The organism is Butyrivibrio sp. MC2021 (genome assembly GCF_000621605.1).
GTDB lineage: Bacteria > Bacillota > Clostridia > Lachnospirales > Lachnospiraceae > Butyrivibrio.
In genome coordinates, this window is the sequence record NZ_JHXX01000003.1 from 232204 (window position 1) to 254651 (window position 22448).

Consider the following 22448-nt stretch of genomic DNA (forward strand, 5'->3'; position numbering starts at 1 on the left):
AGTGGGCATTAGCCTTTCACGGCTCCTATCATGATACCTTTTACAAAGTACTTCTGGAAAATAGGATAAACAAGCATGATCGGCAGAACTACAATAACCGTGATGGTCATACGTACACTGGTGGTTGTCTGGGTGGTGGCTGCGGCAGCTGCCAGTGACTGGGTGCTGCTGTTGCTCTGGGCCAGAGATGCCAGTGAGCTGGCCTGGTTCAGGTACTGGTAAAGCACGAACTGCAAAGGATACAGCTTGGTATCTGTCATGAGAAGCAGTGTATCCTGGAAAGCGTTCCACTGGCTTACCGCTGAGAAAATAGCAACGGTGGCCATGATGGGCTTGATAACCGGAATGATGATCCTGAAGAATATGGTCAGGATCCCTGCTCCGTCAATCTCAGCAGCTTCCTGAAGTTCCTTGGGCACTGACTCAACGAAGGTCTTGGTGAGGATCAGGTTAAAGGGTGAAACCACCGCGGGAAGTATGTATCCCCAGAAATTGTTGGTCAGGTGCATTTGCTTCATAACCAGGAACCAGGGAATGATTCCGGCGTTGAAGTACATGGTTGCTACGATAAGCCTGTACCAGAGCTTACGAAGCCACATTTTTTCCTGAGTGAACATGAATCCCAGGAAAGCGGAAGCGAAGACGGTCAGGGCAGTTCCAAGAGAGGTACGAAGCAGTGAGATCTTGAAAGCCTGAAGAAGTCCGTCGATCCTGAAGGCTGACACGTAGTTGTGAAAATGTATCTGTTTCGGCCAGAAAAGCACGTCTCCTCTGGCGCTGATATCGTTGGCACTTATGGTATTTATCAATATGTAATAGAAGGGGTACAGGCAAAGGAAAGCTGCTATTGAAAAAATGATGTAGCAGATGATCTCCATTGTCCTGTCTCCGGCACTGACTTTTATATTGCTCTTAATCTCTTTTTCTCGACTCATAACAGGCTCCCATCAAAGAATACTTTCGCCGCGGATGGCTTTTGATAATCCGTTTACAACAACAAGAAGCACCAGACTTACAAGGCTCTTTAACATACTGATGGCTACGGAAACGGAATATCCGCCGGCGCCCATGGCCAGGTTGTAAACATAAAGGTCAAGAACCTGGATGTATTCCTTGTTGAAAGCGTTCTGGAATACGTAGTACTGCTCCATTCCGTTGTTGAGGAAGTTGGCCACGTTAAGCACCAGAAGTACGAAATATGTAGGCAAAAGACTTGGTATCGTAATGTGCCTTATTATCTGCATTCTGGTGGCGCCGTCCACCCTTGCCGCCTCGATCATCTCGCCGTCGATACTGGCGATGGCTGCGATGTACATGATGGCTGCCCAGCCCAGATTCTTCCAGGTGAGCCACAGCCACTGCACAAACCACACATGGGACGAGGACTGCAGGAAAAGAATGGGCTGCTCGATGACACCGTACTTCATAAGAAGGGAGTTCATCATACCTGTGCTGTTAAAAAGTGCGAAGGCGATGGAGTAAACCATTACCCAGCTGACGAAGTTGGGAAGTGTTGTTACTGTCTGAACGAATTTGCGGAACTTAACTCCTCTGATCTCATTGAGAAATACTGCGAAGAGCATTGGAAGCCAGCTGGTTCCGATGGTGATTCCGCTCATGGCGAAGGTATTTTTAAGTACCTGAATGATCTGTTTTATCTTGGTCTCGCTGCTGACCAGGGATGCAAACCACTTAAACCCTACAAAGGGGCAGTTAGCCAGGGTCTTTGGCGGTTTGTAATCGTAGAAAGCGTACATCCAGCCGTACAGCGGATAGTAGCAAAACAAAAGAACTAAAATAATGAATGGTAATACAAGCAGAAACAGTTTAAAAGAATAGGCTTTTTTCTTAGTCACCTCTGACTCCTCCTGATTTCCCCGAATACTTTACTTCTTTACTACAGATTTCCTTTTAATGAGCTTGCATGGAACCTTCACCACCACAGGATCCCGCTCTGCAGGCTCTTCCCCGTTTGAGCCCTCAAGTCTTGTAAGAAGAAGCTCTGCCGCTATCCTTCCAATGTCCTTAAGAGGCAGCGCTGTGGTCGTAAGCTGCGGTCTGAAATACTCCGCGATGATCTCGTTGTCGAAGCCCACCACAGAGATATCTCTGCCGATGGCGATTCCTTTTTCCTCCAGATAATCATAGATGCCGCCGGTCATCTTGTCGGAGATTCCAAAAATGGCTGTGACCTCCTTGGGAATGATCTGCTCTGCTCCCAGGTAGCCGGCCTTTCTGCTCCAGTCCCCGTAGTACACCAGCTCCGGATCGTACAATAAGCCGTTTTCAAAAAGAGCTCTCTGATAACCCATGAGACGCTTGGCGGTGTGTATGTTCTCCATTCTGCCGCCGATAAAACCGATACGCTCATGGCCCAGGCCTATCAGATAGGAAGTCATCTCATAGGCGCCCTTTTCATCATCTATAACCACTGACGGTACGTTGGACGAATTGGAATATGCATAGCACATAACCACCGGAAGCGGAAAATCTTCATTAAAAGAAGTAATGATCCTTGAATGACCTGCCAGATAGATGACCCCATCCACCTGCTCTGACAGCACGTCCTTCACAACAGGATCCAGAACTGAATGGTACTCCTCTTCCTTGCCGTACCAGGTGTCACTCCACCTGTCATAAAGTCGCAGATTGTGAACGATTGCCCGATACCCTTCCTGCTCACAGCTTCTCATGATGCTCTCTATGATGGTCGGAGAAGTGAACTGCTCAATGTCCTCGGCAATGATCGCCACAGTCCTGGTCTTCTTGCCCCGAAGGCCCTTGGCCATGTAATTGGGCTTGTAGCCGGTTTCCCTGATAACCTGCAGTATTCTGTTTTTAGTCTCCTCGCTGGTCTTGGCCTTGCCGTTTATAACGTTGGAAACGGTAGTTGCCGAGACATTACAGATTTCAGCGACCTCTTTTAGCGTCACCATTGGGTTCCCTCGCGCAATGCTTTGTTAATCGTTAAACTTGAGTTTATTATTGCGCTTACGGCAATTACTTGTCAATATGTTTCTTGTTAAACTGCACATAAAATAGCAAAAAATGAGAAGTGTGTTGTGCAATTATTAGTTGACTTTGATAAGGCATAATTTTAGTATTGTTACATATCCCAAGTTTATCCTTAAACTATTGTCAGGTTTAACAGCATATTGACCGAAAGGAGACCTTATGATCTACTATGTTGACGCAGCTTCCTTCCGCGACGGAGACGGAAGTCAGGCAAGACCTTTTAAGCACATAAATGACGCTGCCAGGATCGCAGTTGCCGGGGACGAGATCGTAGTTAAGCCCGGAATCTACAGAGAGCACGTTGTTCCCAAGAACGCCGGAACCAAGGACGCTCCCATTGTTTACCGCTCTGCGGAGCCCCTCGGAGCTGTTATCACCGGAGCCGAGAAGGCCGCCGGTTGGGAGAAGGTCAAGGGAAGCATATGGAAATTCACTGTGGACAACAGCATTTTCGGTGACTATAACCCCTATACCACCATTGTTTACGGCGACTGGTATTTTTCACCTAATATCAGACATACAGGATGTCTTTTCCTTAATGACAGAATGATGTACGAGACCAACACCCTCAAGGATTGCCAGGATGGAGTCGTTGATTCTTTTGCCTGGGATGATGAGGGATCGCAGTACCTGTGGTTCACAGAGCAGAAGGAGGACAAGACCGTTATCTACGGTAACTTCCGTAAGCTGGATCCCAACAAGGAAAATGTTGAGTTCACGGTTCGCCGCAACTGCTTTATGCCCAAGGTAAATCACATCAACTACATCACAGTCAGTGGCTTTAACATCAACAAGGCAGCCACCACCTGGGCTCCTCCGGCAGCTTACCAGGACGGCATGATCGGCCCCCACTGGAGTATGGGCTGGATCATCGAGGACTGCGAGATCTACGGAAGCAGATGCTGTGGAATTTCTTTGGGAAAATATTTGGACGTTGAAAACGATATGTATTTTACAAAGAAACAGGTAAAGAGCCCCACACAGATGGAGCGCGACGCCGTTTGCCGCGGCCAGTACCACGGATGGCTCAAGGAGAAGATCGGACATCACATCGTTAGAAGATGTCATGTTCACCATAACGAACAGACCGGTATCGTGGGCAGAATGGGCGCTGTTTTCTCAACCATCGAGGACTGCGACATCCACGACAACTGCACCTCAGCTCAGCTGGGCGGCGCAGAGACAGCCGGAATCAAGCTTCACGCAGGAATTGACGTAACCATCAGACGTAACCATATTCACCACAACATCATGGGTGTATGGCTTGACTGGGAGGCACAGGGTGCCAGAGTTTCCCAGAATGTCATGCACGATAACTGCAGGCCCGAGGGCAAAAAGCAGGCTCAAGGCGCCATGTTCAGTACAGATGTATTTATCGAAGTCGGCCACGGTCCTACGCTTGTGGACAACAACCTGCTTCTTTCACCGGTTTCAATCACCATTCCCAGTGAAGGAATCGCCGTTGTTCACAACCTGATATTGGGGTCCTTCTCTCTCATCAACTCAGGAGTTGACAGCATTGTAAATAACCAGAGAGAGCCCAGATATACTCCTTATCACATCCGTCACCGCACAGAGGTTGCAGGCTTTATGACTATCCTCCACGGTGATGACAGAATTTACAACAACATCTTCGTTCAGCAGCATAAGATAACCGACAAAAAGAAAACTGCTCAGGACGCTGATTATCAGGTAGTAGGAACAGGGCCCTTCGACATCTTCCCCACACCGAAGGAGTGGAACGACCAGTTTGACTTCAGTAAGAATCCTGACATGGGAGGCCTGGCAGAGGCTCACTTCGGTCACCTTCCGGTATGGATCGAGGGAAATGCGTACTTTAACGGGGCCACCGTTTATAAGAAAGAGAAGAACAAGCTGGTTAACAAAGCAGCCAAGATAACTGTTTCTCTCTCAGAAAAGAACGGGGATTATTTCTTAAAGACTAATCTTGCAAAAGAGCTTGGAGATTTCACAGATGGCATTATTTCCACCGAGATCTTAGGAAAAGCCTTCGAGCCGGAGCAGAGATTTGAAAATCCTGACGGAACGGATATTATATTCGACAGGGATCTGCTTGGAAACCACAGAGGAACTTCGACTATTCCGGGACCGCTTGCGGAACTTTCCGCTAAGGAGATGCCGGTTTGGAAGGCGCTGAAAATCTAATAAATTCAACAATGAAAAAGAGGGGAATCTTCCCCTCTTTTGCTATTCTAAAAGATAAATGGACTACTTGATTCTCAGGCTCTCCATCACAGATATCGCTGCATCCGCTTTTGTTCCGTCATGGTTGTAGATAAAAAGAATTACGCAGATACCTTTATCCGTGGGAGTGAAAGCGAACTCCACTCTGAAGTTCTCATACTTGCCCACATAGTGGTGGAAGTTAAGTCCCGCCAGGGATTTACTCTGGCTTGTGGGATAGAAATAGTGCCGCAGGGTAAGGCTGTTCCACTTAAGGCGCTTTTCCTCCGAGGGACAAATATTGGAAATAATGGCCCTCTCGATGGCATTGGTCTCGTCCTTTTCCTCCGGGACATCCACAAAATAATCATTGTCAAAATAGAAGATTCCAAAGAGGGCGTTGCCGTCAAGGTACATCTCCCCATCCTTCTCATCGGAGATATGCTTGTTAAAGATCTCAGTGTCATCCACCCTGGTCATGGAATCCGGTATCCTAAAGGTGATATCCCCATCGGCGATACTCCGCTCTGTTCCTGAGGTTCCGATGGTTGTGCTGCTATTTTTTGCATGATAGTCATCCAGGTCAAGCTTGACCTTTCCGCCGGAGGATCCGGCTCCCATTACAGGCAGCATAAGGAGCACGGCCAGCATGATGACAAGTATTTTTTTAGAATTAAATCTCATGCTCATCTCGTCTCCTTTTTACTGTAAAAAATCCCTGCTTCATCAAGGTAATCCAAGACCTTCTTCATGGCCCTGTAATCCCCATAGTCATCTGTTACTTCAACACTCATGCCGCTTTTGTAGATCTCTTCAAAGGACTTTTCAAAGGGCTTTCCCACGATCAGCTGATTGTCGATGTAGACCTGATCCTTGGAGACTCTGATGGCCACACTCTTTTTCTTATCGTTGATGATCCTTACCGAGGCTTCACTTTCTGCGGGCTTTTCCTCTTCCTGCCCCTCGTAGTCGACATCCGGATCTGCGGGCTGCGCCTTAACACTGTTTCCATTTACAAGAAGAGTCATATCCACCAGAGGATCCCCCTTCACGTTTCTAAGCTCCAGGTCCAGGAATTTGGCTCCAATCAACAGGGGCAGCATGACCAAAAGCAGAATTATTAAGTTTTTCCCTGTTCTACTCTTTTTCATCAAGGCTCCTGTTTCTCCTGAATGTTTCCTTCTTCTATGCCAACGCTGAGGATAAGATCCTTTACCTGCTGATAGGTCACATTGGCCGCGTAGTTATCTATAAGAAGCACCTTGTCGTTCTTCATGGCATTTTCCGTTATCTTATCTTTGGCCTCTTCAAAGCCGCTGTAGTCCTTGCCCGCGACATTTATCCCCTCTGTGGAGATCTCGATCACCAGGGTATTGGCCTCTGTTTCGGAAGGTTCCTCCTTCTTTTCATAAGTGGCTTCCTTCAAAAAAGGCATCTGCTCCGCCACGTTCAGCATAATGGTGAGCTGCTTCACAGACAGGTAACTGCAGATAGCTATAGCTGCCACAACTGCTGCCAGCACCAGTGCATACACCCTGGGTTTTACATTTTTCCTGAAAGCTCCGTCCCTTTTTCTGATCCACAAAAACAACCTTATAAAGATCAGCAGGGCCAGAACCGCAATCACAATTTTCATACGTTACTCCTGCCCTGTCAGATAAAGGTTGCTGTAGGTCTCCTGAAGCTGCGCTATCTCTTTTTCCAGTCTCACATGATCCCTGTAAAGGATGCCTTCATCCTGCAGGGTAAGCAGCACCGGCATCCCTTTCTTGGATTCCACAAATGCACTGATCTCAGAAACAAACTGATCATAGGCCTGGACCTGGGTGTCGGGAGTTATGACAATATCTTCGATCACCGTCTCGTCGTTGTAGGCAAGCCTTATATGTCTGGTCTTTGGATCATTCTTTTCATAATCAGCATTCAGCGTGATAAAGGCCACCAGCTGATCTTCAGTCTCGTAAGTTTCAAGCTGAGTTTTCATGATCTCATTCTCAGCCTGAGTTACTTCCATATTGTTTTCAAGCTCGGTCAGAGCCTCTTTTTCCGCATTTGATGTCAGGGACTGCTGGCACATCACCACCATCAGCACGATGAAAATAACATCAAGAAGCGGCGTAAGGTCTATATCCGGCCCCTGTCTTCTGTTTCTTCTCTTCATCTCATCCCCGCTTTACTGCATCTCATACAATCTGTCTATCTCGTCAAAATCTGTCTCTATGGCGTTCACCATCTGGTCCGGTTTTCTTGCTGCATATATCTTAAGGAAAATGGAAAATGCCAGTCCGATCATGGTTGAAGTAAGGGCTGTTGAAAGAGATGTGTAGAGCACCTCGAAGTTCTGCTCCTTTACTGCGGAAAGTCCGGGGATAAGTCCCAGGATAGTTCCCAGAAGGCCTAAAAGAGGAAGCACGGAAATAAGGCTTGTGTACTTCAGATAGGTGATATAGTACTTGTTGAACTCCTTTCGAAGGGGCTCGTGCTTCTGTCTTTCAAAGGTTACAGTGGTGCTCTGTTCCAGATTTCCCTTGTCATTTTTTCTTGCCCAGGAGCTGGTGCTGTTGTAGGCATTTCCGGATCTGTCCTTGATGTCCTTCATTTTGCTGTGGATCATCATGAGATTGATAAGAATATCTGCTCCCACCACAACGATCACAAAATTATATATCCACTCTAAAATACTTAAGTTGATTCCCATTGTCCCTCTCCTTATTTGCTCTTAGGGTTCGATATACCCCTATTATTCTGCACCGGTGCGATCAGCACCTTGCCGGTGCCGCGATATACATTTACCAGTCCCTCCCCTGCTGCCATGGAACCCACCAGTGTAGGTGTGGTCCTCTCCACGGTGAACTTAAGGCCCGTGGACCAGGCTATGGCCATGTTGCCGTCTATCTTAAGAACGTCGTCCTCCAGGTTCACCTCGATGAGCTCGCTCCTGGGAACGGGGCTCTCCAGGGCCACCACGCCCTCTCCTGAAATGCTGGTGTTAAAAAGTCCCTCTCCCCCCAGAACTGCTGAGGATACAGTGGTTCTTGCCGCCACCTTGAGATCAACGGTGTCCTGACAAGCCAGGAACATGCCGTCCTCAATGGTGAGATTTCCATGCCAGTCCTCCAGGTCCTCGATAATAATATATTTGAAGGTAGGCTCCAGAACCAGGATTCCCTCCCCGGTATAAAGGGGCTTAACGGCGGATTCACCGGTTACCTTGCCTGCCGCAAACTTTTTTACCAGATTGCCCAGACTTGAAATGTCGGTGCGAGCCTCCAGGTCCCCCAGCATCAGCTGCATGCTGCCCTTCTGGGTGATTACGCCGCCGGTGCCGTCCAGCTGGGCTATAAGCTGCCTTTTTCTGACATCCATCATGGCAGCAAAGTAGGCCATCTCAGCCTTTTCAGGCTCCACGGATAAGTCCCTCTCATACTCAACAACAGTAAATATTCCTTTGCTCAGGGTGATTTTCTTAGCGTCCGAAGAATTGAACAGATTTGTAGTGATCATAACCCCTCCCCAACTTTCTTCTTTCAGATATTTTATCACTTCCCCCGGATAATAGAAAATGGTACCGGGAGATTAATCCCGGTACCACCTGAAAAATCATATATTATTATTCACCGAACTTTTTAAGAGAATCTGAAACTTCATAAGTAAAGCTGTCGCGATGAGCTGTAATGATAGATGAGTACATCTCCTCACCGTCATCGTATCCCTTTGTGTAATACCAGGAATCACCCATACTTGTCTGACCGTAAATTCCATCGTTCAGTTTATATACAAGGTCACCATTAGGAAGTTTAGCCAGTCCGCACAATTCTACAGGGTAGTAGATAACTGTATCATCATAATGGCCGCCTGAGCTTGAAACTGTAGCTGAATATACTATCATTATGCAGTTATTATCCTCAAAATCTCTTGCTTCCTCCTTGGCAATAAGTAAATACTCGCCTTCAGTCTTAAGATTTGATACTACTCCATCGGTGTAGTCATCAGCAATATAAGCCTCAATTGTTTTCTTGGCATCCTCATACAGTTTGCTTCTTGCACTGTCAGATACATCGGAAAGGCTCTCTACAAGCTTGTATCCTTCAAATACCTCTAAGCCGTCGCCGCTCTCTGAAGTAAAGTTTTCTGAATTTGTGACATCCTGATATAAATCAAACAGATTCTCATGGGCAGATATACCATTCCATGAGTCAAAGTATGTATATCCGAGAAGATCGCCTTTTTCTCCGTAAGTTATTCCTTCATCACTCTTAAGAATATCGCTGAAGAATAAAGAGAAATAGAGAGTCTTAGGTTCGTACTCTTTTTCTTCATTAGTTACAGTGCTCTTGTAGACTAAATATAAATAATTGTAGCTGCTGAAATATGTGTCTGTATCTTTAATGGCATCAAAAATGTATCCTGCATATTCAAAGTCGCTGAAAGTATAATTACGGCCATTACTTCCTGCAGTATATGCAAGGAATGTGTCTTCTGCTTCTTTCTTAACTTCTTCAATAAATTCAGGGGTAAGATCAGCATACTGGCTAACGTACTCCTCAAGGCCGGATACGGTATATTCCTTGGATGTATTCACAGGGATCTTTCCGAAGTTCTTGGCATAATAGCTCATATCGCCGGCATCAAGAGAAATTGTGACAACATCGCCGTTTCTAAGTCCTGATGACTTATCGCAGTTAAAAGAGTAGGTGGAAACAAAGTCTCCTGAATACTCATAATCTACTCTTCCCTCAGGAGCTGTTCCTGTAAATTCAACCTCCAGTTCCTCGAAAGGATCGAATCTTCCGATCTCTGTAAGGCCATCAACCTTGTGCTTTGACTTATCTTTATACTTAAGCTTGCAGGTAACAACATCCTCAAGCTCCTCATCGATCTTGAAGGAGTAACTGATCTCATCACCGTTTGTAAGTTCTTTGTTTTTCTCAAGCTCCACATCAATGGCTTGCTCCATGCAATCCATTGGTGTTAAAAGAGTAAGAAGATTGCCGTATTCCTTCTTGGCTTTCTTTCTGTACTTAAGCTTCTTGCCATACTTGCTCTCAACCTGTTCCCAGTCAATGTGGGCTCTTGCGGTTCCATATCCGTCATAGCCCTCAGTCTCGATAACAACATACTTATCAAGGTCAACCTTGGGATCGGCTTTCACAATGCTGACTACGACAAACAATACTACCAGTACGCCCACAGCTGCTGCGAAGATCTTCGCAAGGGGCAGTGACTTCAATTTAGCTGTTACGTCAGCCCCCACTGGCGGCATAGCTGTTGAAGTGTTCACAGTATTTACAGCGCTTGCTGTATTTTCAGTTCCTGCTGTATTTTCAGTCTTCACGGTTTCAACCGGTGTTTCCCCACCTGAAGGCAGCTTCAATTCCTTTCCGCATTTTGGACAAAACCTCGCGCCTTCCTGCATTTCGGCGCCACAATTTGGACAAAACATTATTCTTTTTTCCTCCTGACACATACTTTTTTTCCTGTGGGTCCCCCACCCACTAAATAAGACGCCTTACTTTAACACACAATTATGCCCATTTTGTGAACAACCCCCAGATATTCCGCAAGAAACCAATATTCCGCTCTTGGTTTCCGTCAAAATTAGCATTATATGCGTAGACTATTCCCCGAAAAACCTATAGAATAGGACTTATCTACGGAAACCGGACAAACCGTTTATTGAAGAGGGAGAGTAATTACAACTATGAAAGAAACCGATTTAAAGGATTTATTAAAGGATATGTCCCTTGAAGAGAAGATCATGCAGCTGGTGCAGCTGCCGGGCTGGGTCTTCCAGGGGGACGCCGCTGTTACAGGTCTTGCGGAGGCCACCGGCTCAGAGAGAGCCAAGATGCTGGCAGGAAGCACCCTGGGACTTTGGGGCGCTGACAGGATCAAGGCCCTGCAGGATGCTCATATGAAAAATCAGCCCCACCACATCCCTATGCTCTTTATGCTGGATGTTATCCACGGACATAAGACAGTTATGCCCTGTCCCCTTGGTCAGGGTGCGACCTTCGATCCCGATACCGTAAAAAAGGGCGCTGAGGTTCAGGCAAAAGAGGCCTCCGCTGACGGAGTTCAGGTAACCTTTTCCCCTATGGCTGACCTTGTAAGAGATGCCAGATGGGGCCGTGTTCTTGAGTCCACCGGCGAGGACAAATACTTAAACAGCCGCCTGGTGGCCGCCATGGTCGAGGGCTATCAGGGAGAGGATCCCAAGGATGCGGATCACGTGGCTGCCTGCGTCAAGCACTTTGCAGCCTACGGCGGAGCAGAGGCAGGAAGAGATTATACCAATGTTGAGCTCTCGGAGCACACCTTGAGGGAGCAGTATCTTCCAGGCTACAGAGCAGGAATCGACGCAGGAGCGAAGCTCGTTATGACCAGCTTTAACACCTTAAACGGAATTCCTTCCTCAGCCAACAAGTGGCTTATGAGAGATATTTTGAGAGATGATATGAAGTTTGACGGAGTACTTATCTCCGACTGGGCTGCCATCGCTGAGATCAAGAACTGGGGCCTTTCCGAGGACTTCAAGGAGGCTTCCCGCCTTGCCCTGGAAGCCGGCGTTGACATCGACATGTGCACCGACTGCTACCAGAACAATCTGGAGGATCTGTTAAAAGAGGGTGCGCTGAAGGAAGACCTTATCGATGAAGCCGTTATGAGAGTTCTGAAGCTCAAGAACGACCTGGGTCTTTTCGAGGATCCTTACCACGGCGCAGATGCTGCCAAGTTCGAGAAGCTTGCCCTTAGTAAAGAGCACAGAGAAGTAGCCAGGGACGCCGCAAGAAAGTCCTTTGTTCTTTTGGAAAATAAAAATGATGCCCTTCCTCTTAAGGCTAAGAAGCTGGCATTTATCGGACCTTATGTTACAGACAGAAATCTCCACAGCACCTGGGCGATCTCCTGCGACGAGAACCACGCCATCAGTCTTGAGACCGCGGTAAAAGAGCTCTATGACGGAAGCGATGTGGAGTGCAGATTTGCAGTGGGCTGTGAGATGCTGGAGGATGGAACTGAGCTTTCAAGGGAGACCTTCGCAAGTAAGCTCTCCGATGCAGAAAAAGAGGCTCTGTTAAAAGAAGCTCTTGAGGCGGCCAAGTGGGCCGACGAAGTTGTCCTTTGCCTGGGCGAAGACATCTGTCAGTCAGGAGAATCCACCAGCCGCGTAAGCATCACCCTTCCCGCTCCTCAGCTTGCTCTTTTCCAGGAAGTTGTGAAGGTTGCAAAAAAGACTGTAACTCTTATCTTCAACGGAAGACCGCTGGAGCTTGATGATATTTCAAAGAAGACCGATGCTCTTCTTGTTTGCTGGAGACCGGGAACAGAGGGCGCTCACGCTGTTACAGATGTGATCAGCGGCAAGTTTTCTCCTCAGGGTAAGCTTCCCATGAGCTTCCCTTACACCGCAGCACAGGCTCCTGTTCACTATGACAGCTACAACACAGGAAGACCCAAGCCTACAGAGGGGCCTTCAATGTTTACCTCAAGATTTTTGGATTGTCCAAATGAGCCCAGATACCGCTTCGGATACGGACTTACCTATTCTAAGTTTGAAGTTTCTGCAGTGAAGCTCTCAGCTGAAAAGCTGGAGAAAGCAGATGCTGCAGGAATCACAGCAACTGTATCTGTTAAGAATGTTGGAAATGCAGAGGCTACGGAAACTGTGCAGCTCTACATCAGAGATATGGTTGGTTCCAGGGTTCGCCCGGTAAAAGAGCTGAAGGGATTTGAAAAAGTTACCCTTGCTCCCGGCGCATCAAAAGAGGTATCATTCAAAATCACTGAGGATATGCTCAGATTCTGGACTATGAACAATTGCTTTGAGAGTGAAGCAGGTAAGTTCAAGGTGTTTGTGGGACTTTGCTCCTGTACGGAGAATGCGGCAGAATTTGAATTGATTTGATGAATAGACCTGGGGGACTGGGAAATGGTCCTACACCCCCGTCCCCCAGGTCCATTTCTACCTTTATTCCAAAGTCTCTTTCACTTCCAGCAGATCCACGCATATCTGATCTGCTAAAGACCTCATCTCCTCATCCGCCGGAATAATATCCGGCACCATGATGCATTGCATTCCTGCAGCTTTGGCAGCTCGAACACCATTGTAGGAATCCTCAATTGCAACAGCCTTCTCAGGCTCAGTTCCCATGGCTTCGCAGGCCAGCAGATATATCTCAGGATTTGGCTTACTTATCTTCACCGCATCCCCTCCGATAATTTTATCAAAATAATCTATCAGACCGGCCTCAGTTAGTTCCCGCTCCACAGAAGCCTTTTTTGTTGAAGAAGCAAGGCCTATGGGCACGTTGTTGTCACGAAGGAAGTCCAGAAGCTCTTTTACCCCGGTCTTAATGGGAAGCTTGCCGCCGTCATACCTCTCATGGAAGATCACAGAGCTCTCTTTTCTGAGCTTCTCATAGATGCCGGCACCAAACTCAGGGGCATAGGCGGTTTCCACGATCTCCGCAGTCTGGGCATCATTGGTTCCGATGCACTTTTTGAAGACCTCCTCCAGGTTCTTAAGGCCGTATTTCTCCGCCAACACCAGCCAGCAGTCAAGGATAGCCCTCTCAGAATCAAAGATGACTCCGTCCATGTCAAAAATCACCGTAATGTCTTTTTTCATACACCTCTCCTCATATGCTTGAAAACAAAAAGAAAAGGATGATCAAACCATCCAGGCTTAATCATCCTTACTACGCTTATTTAACTATATTACTTTATTATGGTGAATTCAATCAGCGGTTTCTGTTCTCTGGCTTCGATCAAGGCATCAAACTGCTCCTGGCCACCGGTGAAGTCCTTGGTGTCCTCATATTTGCAGGTCTCTCTGGTGAATCCCACAAACTGGCCGGAGCCTTCTGTGACGCCGTCGGAGATGTAATCCTTCATCATAAGGGACTTCCACTCATCGGAGATAAAATAGGTCTCGTATCTGTGGTTGTCGCCGCCATAGATGATGCCGTTCTCGATTCGAAGCGGAAATGCGCTGCCGTTGCCGAATACATTGCCGATATTGGCGGCCTTTCCATCCCTCATTCCGTAGATGCAGGCCTCGCTGGCGGAGTTGTCAGCCAGGAAAACCAGATCCGTGATGGCAAGAAGAGGTTCCTCCTCGCCGGAAAGCTGAACATATGCATACCCCTGGCCCTCTGTGAGCTTGGAGATAACATCATCAAAGCTGTCAAACTCGTAAATTCCTGACTGCTCCTGAAGGAAATCCACAGGACCATAGCCAAAGGACTCATCCTCTTCAAATATATTCAGATCTTCGGAAGTATCTGTGGACACGGGCTCAGGCTCCTCCAAAGGAAGTCTGCTTACACCCATAACAGCGGCGTCCCCCTCTGAAGTTGAGCCGCAGGCAGTCAAAAGACCAAAACAAATAGCTACACTTAATATCAAACAGAGTCTCTTTTTCATATATCCCCCTCTCTCTGAATGTACAACAGTGCCGTCTTTATTAATTATACGTGTTATAAACTCCCCAAAACATTAACATTTTATAAATTCGATACCATGCGTGTTTCTCGGAAACGCGCATGTGTGCTATACTTTTCTGGGGGTAATTCTAAAAAAAGCATTAACTTTCTATGTTGGAGGAGATCATGTCAATTGAAGCGTACTTAAATCCTGACTTCACCTGGCCCAAGAAGCTTATTTTTCTGCTGGCGGCCCTGGGAGGTCTTTTTATCTGCAGTATTCTTATTTTTTTCTGGGTAAAAATGGCTGCGGCTGAGAAAACGGACCGCAATGCCACCGGACCCGCTCTTTTCCACAGCTATATGGAACTTTTCTATGAGATGATAATATCCGCAACCTCGGTTATGAGCTTTGCCTGCGCCTATGTCATCATCAATCACGTATACAGCCTGGCCCACACTGCAGGCTACAGCTACGATTATTTCAGGACTTTCATCGAGATCATGGATAACTGGAAGGACTTTGTTCTTCTTATACTTATCTGCACCTCCTGCGTGCTGAACACCATCCTGGACAAGCTCATCATTCCGCTGAAAAAGATCGCCAGAGAGGATAAAGCCACTGTGAGGATGTTGGCTATGTTCTACGTCATCATCATTCTTCTTTTCCTGAATGTCATCGGTGACGAGAGCGAGTACAGCCCGGTAATGATATACTATCTGGGCCTGATGGTGGGTCGTTTCGTCTACTTTGACGCTTCCTTCCTGGATTTTCTTGGGGCGCTGAAAAATATGTTTTTTAAGCTGCCGCTACTGGTTCTTGGGATGGCGCTGTCGGGGCTACTCTGCTACTTTGGCTTCTCTGCGGGATATCTTCTTGAAAGGAACTATTTTATCGTGGGAATCTTCTATACCCACCTGTTCCTGCTGCTGGCGGTGTTTATCATCAAGCTGAGCCACGTTTTGGAGCTGGTGGTGAAAGTTCCAAAGAAAGAAGCGCCCCAAAAGGCTGTGAAGGCTCGGAAAAAGAAGGTTGCTCCCAAGCGGGATGACTACGAGTATTTCCCTGAAGATAACAGAGACAGGGATGATGATATCGAAGACTTTGACGATGACTACTACGAAGATGACGACTATCCGGAGGACCGCAGATGAATGAAGCAGATGAGCGCTACTCAACAGCAGAAGAAGCCATAATCGATGCCTTTTTCCTGCTGGCAGGGGAAAAGGATTTTAACAAAATATCCGTGTCGGATGTGCAGAAAAAAGCGGGGGTTGTGAGGAGCACCTTCTACAACCACTACGAGAACATGCCTGCGCTTATCACCGCTGCGGAGGATAAGACCATTCAGGATATCTTTGCCATGATGGAGGACTTCCATCCAAAGAACGACAAAGAGATCTGCAAGTCATACTTTCTGGCCATTTGCAATTACACGAAGAGTAACCCTTTTCTGGCAAATCTGCTGGAGAGCGCCAGAGGGGACTCTTTCTTTGAAAAAGCCATGACGATGTTCCACAGATATGTGAAAGATGTGACGGATACCGCGCCGGGCCAGACCGGCTCCAAAGAGGAATTCTCTTTCCTCATCGCAGGCACCATCGGATGTGCCATCGGTATCCTCCACAAATGGATCCTTGAGAACTACAAAACGCCGCCCTCAGAAGTGGCCCTGATTCTGGCGAAGATCTTCCTCGGCGGCGTGTATCCTTATATGAATCTGTAAATAGGTTTGAGCCTTTGTTGTGGGGGCCTGAGGCAATTTTCATTTTCACAGGCCGTGACACCCCGGGCAACTTCAACCTGTCAACGCATCAACTGGCAAACACGCATCTTTGCGGATAATCTTCCCTGTTGTGTTTCGGGCGAAGGGATCTTTGCGGATAAGCAGCGCCGTCACATGTCGATAACTAGGCTGTGACGCATTATACTCATCAATGATCTGATGAAGCGCGAGCTTTAATTCCTCATGAGTCAGATCTAGCGCCTCCACCACCTCCGGATCCGGATAGATCCTGGCGGTGAGCCCATTATTCTCCCCGGTTATCACAACCTCTTTTATCAGAGGATTGATCCCCAGTTTATTCTCAATCTCCTCCGGGGACACATTCTCCCCATTGGACATAATGATCAGATTCTTAACTCTTCCGTTGATAAAAAGATACCCATCTTCATCTATATATCCCTTATCTCCCGTGTGGAGCCAGCCATCCTCCAGAGCCGCGGCGGTTTCCCCGGGCATCTTGTAATAGCCCTTCATGACGCTGCTGCCCCGAACCAGGATCTCACCGTCTTTAAAAGAGATCTCCACATTCTTAAGGGGCTTTCCGATGGAACCCTTCTTATGATCGGAAGGAGTGTTGCTGGTGATGACCGGTGAGCACTCGCTCATGCCGTAGCCCTCCAGGATATCCACTCCCAGCTCCTCATATTTATCAATGTAAAAAGGCTCCAGGTGAGCGCCGCCGGTGAAGATGATTCGAAGCTTTCCTCCAAGCACATTTTCATAAATGCTGTGTTTATCAAGATCTTTTTCCAGTGCGGCGATCTTTTTATAAATGGTTTCTATCATAAGAGGCACCATCAGCATTACTTCCGGCTTGAAAATTCCGATATTCCTTACCATGTGAAGAAGGCTGTCATTAAGGCAAACGCAGCAGCCCAGGGACAGGGTCTTCAGGATGTCCATCACCAGGCAGTAGGCGTGATGTATCGGAAGTACGCTTAGAACAACGCAGCCGGGACTTGCCTCGTACTCTACGCTTCTGACATTTTCGGAGAGGTTCTCCTGAGTCAGCATGACGCCCTTACTTTTTCCCGTGGTTCCTGAGGTATATATTATGGTGGCAATGTCAGAACCTGCGGCACCGGGAACATCAAACATTACATCTCCTTTAGAAAGAAGCTGCGAAAGAGAACTTAATCTTTCATCCCCGCTTTCTATCTCCTCGGTGGAAAGAACCCAGATATTCCTCAGCATGGGGCATTTTTTCAGGAACTTTTGTGCATAGCCCAGAAGCTTTTTATCCAGGAAAAGAGCCGCACAGTCCGCCCTCACAAGAAGGTCCGAAAGCTCCTCTGCAGGAAGAAGCGCATCCAGCGGAACCGCCACATTGCAGCCGGTCACCAGAGCAAGATAGCCGGCTATCCACTCCGAGCTGCTGCCTCCGATAAGGGCTATATGAGCTCCCGCAAAGCCTGATACTTCAAGACCTCTGCGTATCTTCTTCACATTCTCCCCAAACTTTTCGTAGGTGATCTCTTCTGTTTCTTTTTTATTCAGCCACTTAAGGGCCGTCAGAGGCCCATACTTTTTTACCGTCTCATCCCAAAGACTTCTTATGTTTTTCATAGCACTCCTCCGTTTAATCTTTCTTTATCAGACCATTGATGCAATGAGGTTCATGGCCTCTCCCACGGTATGGATGTCGCAGAGCTTCTCCGGGGCCAGCTCGATGTCGAACTCATCTTCAACTTCTCCCAACAGGGACATGAAATCCAGGGACGAAAAACCAAGGTCCTCCCTGAAGCGGCAGGAAGCAGCAACTTCCTCGGGGCTTACACCTGAATACTGCGCAATAAGTTTTCTGAACTCTTTCTCGATACTCATAATTTTTCTCCTCCTCATATTGGATGTGCTTGTTTACACGGTTTCTATGATCTTACCTATGGTCATGTCGCTGTTTTCCATGCCTCTGAAAATGATACGCATCAGGTAGTAGTGGAGCAGCTCCATGTTCTTTTCCCCCAGGTCTGCCACCTGATAATGATAGGAAAAATTCATGCCTCCATCAGGGGTGTGGGTCACCGTCAGGTACATTTTCTTGGTGGCGGCGCCGTTGGCGAACCATTTGTTATGCATGGGGATTTCCTTTAAATATGGATTATCCGGCTTCACAGGCATGGGCTGATAGGTCAGGTAACAGCTTTCGTAGGTGGTATCCTTCGGGGTCTTGTAACGCTTTTTTATCTCCTCATAAATAAGTGCCGGGTCGTAGCCCGCGTGAAGATATATGCCGTTCTGGGTGTTCTGTATGATGTAGGCAGCCTCCATAAAGGTGGTTTCTTGGCTGATGACGGTTCTGCAGGGGAACATGACAGTTCTGCTGCCTCCGCTGGTCCACTCATCCTTGGTGGATCTTCTGGAGATGAAGTTCTGTATGGAGATGTCCTCCTGACCGCCGTTTTGCTTGGATAGGTAGGTCCGAATCCCCAGCAGTAAAAGGTTGGTTATTGAAAGGTTGTGGGTCATGCAAAAATCTATGATTTCCTTTGTGGGGACTTCCTCCAGGGGATAGTCCTTGACCTGTACAAATAGGTTTTTCTTTTCTATATCCGCGGCGCGAAGGCTCTTTTTCCTGTGCTTCTTTCTTGCCCTCTCCAGAACCTCAGGTCCCTGAATGTCGGAGTACAGGGGCTCTCCGAATTTATCCAGCTGCTCATCCCAGAACTTTTTGTCTTTGGCAAAACGCTTTGGATTCTGCTCTTTTTCCAGGTCCCTTGTGAGCACCTCTTCGTAGTCCGCCAGGTCCTCGGGAAGCTCTGAGCCGAATTTGAAGTGGGTGTAGAGAGCCATGATGTCATTGGTCATGACCACCACTCCGCAGGAATCGATGAGTCTGTGATCCATATGGATAAAAAAGCCGTTGTAGCCCTCCGGGAGCTTCATGAGGAAAACCTCGCACATGGGAATATTGTCGCCGTCGAAGGTCTCATAAGCCCATTTCTGCATGACGGCGTCGGCATCCTCCATAGTCATATCAGATAGGTCCTTTATGGGAATGTCGGTTATCTTCTCATCAGAAAGGTATTGTTTAACCTCTCCCTCTTCATCAGGTTCCGTGAATCTCACCCTCATGCATCCGTATCTCTGATACTCCAGCAGTATGGCTTTTTTCAGAATGTCAAAATCTATGTCTGCCTTGATGGAAGCCACAATGCTAAGCCCCGCCACCTGCTGTGTCCTGTATTGCCTTATCCACCGGTAGTGCATCTTCTGCGCCGGGGTCAATTCGTAAGTTTTCTTCATATTCTCCTCCCTCTTTCATCTTCTAAGCCATATGTAAACAACCGCCTGTCACTACCTATCCCCTCCAAATCTTTCCTCATTCTCCCACAACCCTCTTCCTCCATCCATACCTCCCCCGACTTAATGAACACCTTCCCCAAAATTGTCCGAAAGATATCGAACAATCCAAAGGAAAGTGTTTGATATCTCCAACAAAGGTTACTTATAATGAAAAAAGAACAATTAAGGAGGGCGAAAAAATGCGCGCTGTACTGACAAGAGTTTTATCTGCCTCTGTAACCATAGATGGAAAGCGGGTTTCCGAGATTGGAAAAGGATTTCTTGTGCTTCTGGGAGTCCATGTCAATGACACCGAGGCCCAGGCAAAAAAAATAGCCGACAAGATCTGCGGCCTTAGAATATTTGAAGATAAAAACGGAAAGATGAACATAAATCCCACGGATGCGGGAGCGGAGCTTCTGATCGTGAGCCAGTTCACGCTGTATGCGGACTGCAGCTCAAGACGCCCGGGATTTACCGAGGCGGCAAGACCTGAGATCTCAGAGCCTTTGTATGAGCTTGTGGTAAAAGAGTGCCGGGACAGGGGCTTCAAAGTTGGCACCGGTGTGTTTGGCGCTGACATGAAGGTTGAGTCGGTCAACGACGGGCCGGTGACTATTGTGCTGGATGTGTGAATGCAGACAGAAATTGACCCCGTCCCCCAGGTCCATCAGATTTCTTCTACATAATTCACAAATTCAAGCTCCGTCAAACTGTGCAGGAAATCTTTGTGGGAGCGCATTGTGTCAAAGTCCACATCAACGATAAGCGCTGCGTCCTGGGATTGCAGCGTTTTTTCTTTGCTCTTGGTCATGCTGCTGATGGAGTAATTGTGATCATTGATCCATTTGGAGAGCTTTTTAACACCGCCACTTTTGTTTACTTCAATATAAATGGTGATATACTTGCTGGATTCCTCAACTCTTTTGCTGAGTCTTACCAGCACAAGGTTGGCGATCATTATCAGGAAAAAGCAGGCGATTCCTATGATCAGGTAGCCACCGCCGATGGCCATTCCCATACAGGAGGTAACCCACAGGGATGCCGCAGTGGTAAGTCCCTTGATCTGTTGTCTTCCTGTTACCAGAATGGTTCCTGCTCCGAGAAAGCCTATGCCGCTGACTACGCCTGCCGGTATACGGCTTACATCCGCATTCAGCCCCGGCATCATGGCAAGAAAGATATTTAAGGAAGTGGCAACGGCAGAACCCAGGCTCACCAAAGCAAAGGTCTTGATTCCGGCATTATGTCTTTTTACCACACGTTCCCAGCCCACAAGGCTTCCGAAAAGTGTCGCCAGAATAAGTCTGATGGCAACTGCTATATCATTAGGACTTTCAAGAAACTCAATGATCGTCGTAAGATTCATATTATTTCTCCTATAAAAACAGACTCTTTTACATTTATATTATACCGAAAAATCCATTGTAATTATTTATGTAAATCTCAATTTTTCATAAAAAAAGAGGATTCGGAATATCCGAACCCTCTCTCTGAATTTGTCCTATTTTACTGTACTGCATTGAACTCGATGATCTCGCCATTGTTGTACTCGTCGTAGATGGCTGACATATAGGAGTCATCCTCCACCTGGCCGTCAGCAGTTGCAGGTGAATTGCCGATCTCGGAGATAACGAAATATGTGGCATCTCCATTAGTATCGTAGTTAACGTATGCCTCCTGATCAAGCATCAGTGAACCGTTAAGTACAGTTAACTTCTTAGCGAAGTGATTGCCGCAGGCATAGAGCTTTCCATCAGCAATAGCGAAAGGATAAGCTGTTCCGCCGGCTGTTACATAGCCCATGTATGTAGGCACGCCGTCTGCGTAGCGATAGATCTCTGCGTCGATGGCTGCGATCTGATCGATATTGTCAAAGGTATAGTCTGTTACAAGAAGAACGTCCTCACCGTTGATGTTTGCATTGGCATAACCCTGTCCTGCCTGGAGCTTGTCAACGATCTGGGTAAAGGTCTCGCACCCTGTGATGTCCATGGGAACATGCTCTGCTTCTGCAGCTGCTTCCGGTGCTCCTGCAGTCTCATCAGGGATGTCACTGCCATACTTTGCAGCATCATACATCATTTCTGCAATAGCCTGGAGATCGAAGCCCTCCAGATCCTTAGCCTCTGTTGAAAGGCTGTAAGAAACACCCAGTTCTACATCAAACCATCTGATAAGATCGATGGTGTACTCATCTGAAATGAATCTTGAATATGTGCCGGTCATAAGGCCGTCTCTCCAGGTTGAAAAAGTGATATCGTCAGTCACTGTCCAGTCATAATAAAGACCTGAAACATCTGTGTTGTCATCACCTGTCACCTGTGCTCTTGCTGTGTACTCAAGATCGTCAAGGTTAAATACTGCCTGAACCAATTCCCCCGGAAGTGAAGAAGGATCTGTATCCTCCATCAGACTCCACTTTGCATTGGTTACTCCCTCGGGAAGCTTGAAGAGTGCGGGTACAACCTGATTGGCCTCTTCCTCTGTACTGTCGCGCCAGGGGTTGGCGATCTGGGTTGTCTGCTCTTCCTGGACAGCTGTCTCCTGCTGTACTTCTGCAGTCTCTACCGCGTCAGAAGAGCTGTCTGTCTTTCCGCAGCCTGCAAGCGCAAGGGCCATTGTTGCTGCAACCACCAGTGATACCAAATTCTTTCTTTTCATAATATATTTCCTCCTCATGATTGGTTTCCTATTCTTTATACGAACAGGAAACTGCTTTGGCAAAAAACATGCTTTAATTATACGGAAA

General features: G+C 47.3%; 22 protein-coding genes. 5 read left to right on the forward strand and 17 right to left on the reverse strand.

From position 1 onward, the window contains the following. Positions 1–8: 8 nt before the first annotated feature. The 3 genes from T359_RS0109040 to T359_RS0109050 are packed head-to-tail and all read right to left on the reverse strand — an operon-like array spanning position 9 to position 2936. A complete protein-coding gene (locus T359_RS0109040) occupies positions 9–935 on the reverse strand; it encodes a carbohydrate ABC transporter permease (protein ID WP_026517190.1) in 927 nt (308 codons plus the stop codon). A 12-nt stretch (positions 936–947) separates the two neighbouring features. Then, positions 948–1856, reverse strand: a complete 909-nt coding sequence (locus T359_RS0109045; protein ID WP_026517191.1) for an ABC transporter permease subunit — start codon at positions 1854–1856, stop codon at positions 948–950. 30 nt (positions 1857–1886) lie between these two features. Then, positions 1887–2936: a LacI family DNA-binding transcriptional regulator gene (locus T359_RS0109050; protein WP_026517192.1), complete on the reverse strand. Its 1050-nt coding sequence runs from the start codon at positions 2934–2936 to the stop codon at positions 1887–1889. 238 nt (positions 2937–3174) lie between these two features. Here T359_RS0109050 and T359_RS0109055 point away from each other — a divergent pair, with 238 nt between their 5' ends. Next, positions 3175–5181, forward strand: a complete 2007-nt coding sequence (locus T359_RS0109055) for a right-handed parallel beta-helix repeat-containing protein (RefSeq protein WP_026517193.1) — start codon at positions 3175–3177, stop codon at positions 5179–5181. A gap of 63 nt (positions 5182–5244) precedes the next feature. On the opposite strand, the gene T359_RS0109060 is transcribed toward T359_RS0109055, so the two are convergent. From T359_RS0109060 to T359_RS0109090, 7 genes are all read right to left on the reverse strand, one after another. Beyond that, positions 5245–5883 carry a hypothetical protein gene (locus tag T359_RS0109060; protein WP_155840068.1) on the reverse strand — a complete coding sequence of 213 codons (639 nt, stop codon included), beginning with the start codon at positions 5881–5883 and terminating at the stop codon, positions 5245–5247. Positions 5884–5885: 2 nt separating this feature from the next. Continuing rightward, complete coding sequence (locus T359_RS0109065; RefSeq protein WP_026517195.1) at positions 5886–6350, reverse strand: hypothetical protein; 465 nt, start codon at positions 6348–6350, stop codon at positions 5886–5888. Further along, positions 6350–6835, reverse strand: a complete 486-nt coding sequence (locus T359_RS0109070; protein WP_026517196.1) for a hypothetical protein — start codon at positions 6833–6835, stop codon at positions 6350–6352. Before T359_RS0109070 ends, T359_RS0109065 begins: the two co-directional genes overlap by 1 nt. A gap of 3 nt (positions 6836–6838) precedes the next feature. After that, positions 6839–7360, reverse strand: coding sequence for a hypothetical protein (locus tag T359_RS0109075; protein ID WP_026517197.1), 522 nt, complete (start codon positions 7358–7360; stop codon positions 6839–6841). A gap of 12 nt (positions 7361–7372) precedes the next feature. Further along, the gene (locus T359_RS21530; RefSeq protein ID WP_026517198.1) at positions 7373–7897 is read right to left on the reverse strand and encodes a MotA/TolQ/ExbB proton channel family protein; all 525 of its coding nucleotides are present in this window, start codon (positions 7895–7897) and stop codon (positions 7373–7375) included. Positions 7898–7908: 11 nt separating this feature from the next. Beyond that, positions 7909–8703, reverse strand: coding sequence for an AIM24 family protein (locus tag T359_RS0109085; protein ID WP_026517199.1), 795 nt, complete (start codon positions 8701–8703; stop codon positions 7909–7911). A gap of 106 nt (positions 8704–8809) precedes the next feature. Then, positions 8810–10642, reverse strand: coding sequence for a zinc ribbon domain-containing protein (locus T359_RS0109090; protein ID WP_026517200.1), 1833 nt, complete (start codon positions 10640–10642; stop codon positions 8810–8812). Between the two features lie 258 nt (positions 10643–10900). Here T359_RS0109090 and bglX point away from each other — a divergent pair, with 258 nt between their 5' ends. Next, positions 10901–13108 carry a beta-glucosidase BglX gene (bglX, locus tag T359_RS0109095; RefSeq protein WP_026517201.1) on the forward strand — a complete coding sequence of 736 codons (2208 nt, stop codon included), beginning with the start codon at positions 10901–10903 and terminating at the stop codon, positions 13106–13108. A gap of 63 nt (positions 13109–13171) precedes the next feature. Here the strand turns inward: bglX and T359_RS0109100 are convergent, their stop codons facing one another. Together T359_RS0109100 and T359_RS0109105 are read right to left on the reverse strand one after the other, a co-directional pair. Further along, entirely contained in the window at positions 13172–13831 is a 660-nt protein-coding gene (locus T359_RS0109100; protein ID WP_026517202.1) for an HAD family hydrolase, read from the reverse strand. Between the two features lie 89 nt (positions 13832–13920). Beyond that, positions 13921–14628 (reverse strand): hypothetical protein, encoded by a 708-nt coding sequence (locus T359_RS0109105; RefSeq protein ID WP_155840072.1) that lies wholly within the window; start codon positions 14626–14628, stop codon positions 13921–13923. 185 nt (positions 14629–14813) lie between these two features. Between T359_RS0109105 and T359_RS0109110 the strand changes: the two genes are divergently transcribed. Together T359_RS0109110 and T359_RS0109115 are read left to right on the forward strand one after the other, a co-directional pair. Beyond that, positions 14814–15782, forward strand: a complete 969-nt coding sequence (locus tag T359_RS0109110; RefSeq protein ID WP_026517204.1) for a hypothetical protein — start codon at positions 14814–14816, stop codon at positions 15780–15782. Continuing rightward, on the forward strand, positions 15779–16354 hold the full coding sequence (locus tag T359_RS0109115) for a TetR/AcrR family transcriptional regulator (protein ID WP_026517205.1): 576 nt from the start codon (positions 15779–15781) through the stop codon (positions 16352–16354). The genes T359_RS0109110 and T359_RS0109115 overlap by 4 nt, the downstream gene beginning before the upstream one ends. 72 nt (positions 16355–16426) lie before the next feature. Here T359_RS0109115 and T359_RS0109120 read toward each other — a convergent pair whose 3' ends face one another. Genes T359_RS0109120 through T359_RS0109130 form a run of 3 tightly spaced genes read right to left on the reverse strand, consistent with a single transcriptional unit; the run spans position 16427 to position 19657 of the window. Next, complete coding sequence (locus T359_RS0109120; RefSeq protein WP_035784095.1) at positions 16427–17980, reverse strand: AMP-binding protein; 1554 nt, start codon at positions 17978–17980, stop codon at positions 16427–16429. Between the two features lie 27 nt (positions 17981–18007). Continuing rightward, positions 18008–18238, reverse strand: coding sequence for an acyl carrier protein (locus tag T359_RS0109125; protein WP_026517207.1), 231 nt, complete (start codon positions 18236–18238; stop codon positions 18008–18010). A 33-nt stretch (positions 18239–18271) separates the two neighbouring features. Then, complete coding sequence (locus T359_RS0109130; protein ID WP_026517208.1) at positions 18272–19657, reverse strand: condensation domain-containing protein; 1386 nt, start codon at positions 19655–19657, stop codon at positions 18272–18274. Between the two features lie 239 nt (positions 19658–19896). On the opposite strand from T359_RS0109130, the gene dtd reads away from it, so the two are divergent. Continuing rightward, the gene (gene dtd / locus T359_RS0109140) at positions 19897–20331 is read left to right on the forward strand and encodes a D-aminoacyl-tRNA deacylase (protein WP_026517209.1); all 435 of its coding nucleotides are present in this window, start codon (positions 19897–19899) and stop codon (positions 20329–20331) included. A gap of 35 nt (positions 20332–20366) precedes the next feature. Here dtd and T359_RS0109145 read toward each other — a convergent pair whose 3' ends face one another. Both T359_RS0109145 and T359_RS0109150 read right to left on the reverse strand, forming a co-directional pair. Next, a complete protein-coding gene (locus T359_RS0109145) occupies positions 20367–21065 on the reverse strand; it encodes an MgtC/SapB family protein (RefSeq protein WP_026517210.1) in 699 nt (232 codons plus the stop codon). Positions 21066–21205: 140 nt separating this feature from the next. Beyond that, the gene (locus tag T359_RS0109150) at positions 21206–22360 is read right to left on the reverse strand and encodes a hypothetical protein (protein WP_026517211.1); all 1155 of its coding nucleotides are present in this window, start codon (positions 22358–22360) and stop codon (positions 21206–21208) included. Between the last annotated feature and the right edge of the window lie 88 nt (positions 22361–22448).

What these genes read in the sequence shown, in the direction of transcription:
- T359_RS0109040 (WP_026517190.1), bottom strand. Translation starts at nt 935, where the DNA reads ATGAGTCGAGAAAAAGAGATTAAGAGCAATATAAAAGTCAGTGCCGGA.
- T359_RS0109050 (WP_026517192.1), bottom strand. Translation starts at nt 2,936, where the DNA reads ATGGTGACGCTAAAAGAGGTCGCTGAAATCTGTAATGTCTCGGCAACT.
- T359_RS0109055 (WP_026517193.1), top strand. Translation starts at nt 3,175, where the DNA reads ATGATCTACTATGTTGACGCAGCTTCCTTCCGCGACGGAGACGGAAGT.
- T359_RS0109060 (WP_155840068.1), bottom strand. Translation starts at nt 5,883, where the DNA reads ATGAGATTTAATTCTAAAAAAATACTTGTCATCATGCTGGCCGTGCTC.
- T359_RS0109065 (WP_026517195.1), bottom strand. Translation starts at nt 6,350, where the DNA reads ATGAAAAAGAGTAGAACAGGGAAAAACTTAATAATTCTGCTTTTGGTC.
- T359_RS0109070 (WP_026517196.1), bottom strand. Translation starts at nt 6,835, where the DNA reads ATGAAAATTGTGATTGCGGTTCTGGCCCTGCTGATCTTTATAAGGTTG.
- T359_RS0109075 (WP_026517197.1), bottom strand. Translation starts at nt 7,360, where the DNA reads ATGAAGAGAAGAAACAGAAGACAGGGGCCGGATATAGACCTTACGCCG.
- T359_RS21530 (WP_026517198.1), bottom strand. Translation starts at nt 7,897, where the DNA reads ATGGGAATCAACTTAAGTATTTTAGAGTGGATATATAATTTTGTGATC.
- T359_RS0109085 (WP_026517199.1), bottom strand. Translation starts at nt 8,703, where the DNA reads ATGATCACTACAAATCTGTTCAATTCTTCGGACGCTAAGAAAATCACC.
- T359_RS0109090 (WP_026517200.1), bottom strand. Translation starts at nt 10,642, where the DNA reads ATGTTTTGTCCAAATTGTGGCGCCGAAATGCAGGAAGGCGCGAGGTTT.
- bglX (WP_026517201.1), top strand. Translation starts at nt 10,901, where the DNA reads ATGAAAGAAACCGATTTAAAGGATTTATTAAAGGATATGTCCCTTGAA.
- T359_RS0109100 (WP_026517202.1), bottom strand. Translation starts at nt 13,831, where the DNA reads ATGAAAAAAGACATTACGGTGATTTTTGACATGGACGGAGTCATCTTT.
- T359_RS0109105 (WP_155840072.1), bottom strand. Translation starts at nt 14,628, where the DNA reads ATGAAAAAGAGACTCTGTTTGATATTAAGTGTAGCTATTTGTTTTGGT.
- T359_RS0109110 (WP_026517204.1), top strand. Translation starts at nt 14,814, where the DNA reads ATGTCAATTGAAGCGTACTTAAATCCTGACTTCACCTGGCCCAAGAAG.
- T359_RS0109115 (WP_026517205.1), top strand. Translation starts at nt 15,779, where the DNA reads ATGAATGAAGCAGATGAGCGCTACTCAACAGCAGAAGAAGCCATAATC.
- T359_RS0109120 (WP_035784095.1), bottom strand. Translation starts at nt 17,980, where the DNA reads ATGAAAAACATAAGAAGTCTTTGGGATGAGACGGTAAAAAAGTATGGG.
- T359_RS0109125 (WP_026517207.1), bottom strand. Translation starts at nt 18,238, where the DNA reads ATGAGTATCGAGAAAGAGTTCAGAAAACTTATTGCGCAGTATTCAGGT.
- T359_RS0109130 (WP_026517208.1), bottom strand. Translation starts at nt 19,657, where the DNA reads ATGAAGAAAACTTACGAATTGACCCCGGCGCAGAAGATGCACTACCGG.
- dtd (WP_026517209.1), top strand. Translation starts at nt 19,897, where the DNA reads ATGCGCGCTGTACTGACAAGAGTTTTATCTGCCTCTGTAACCATAGAT.
- T359_RS0109145 (WP_026517210.1), bottom strand. Translation starts at nt 21,065, where the DNA reads ATGAATCTTACGACGATCATTGAGTTTCTTGAAAGTCCTAATGATATA.
- T359_RS0109150 (WP_026517211.1), bottom strand. Translation starts at nt 22,360, where the DNA reads ATGAAAAGAAAGAATTTGGTATCACTGGTGGTTGCAGCAACAATGGCC.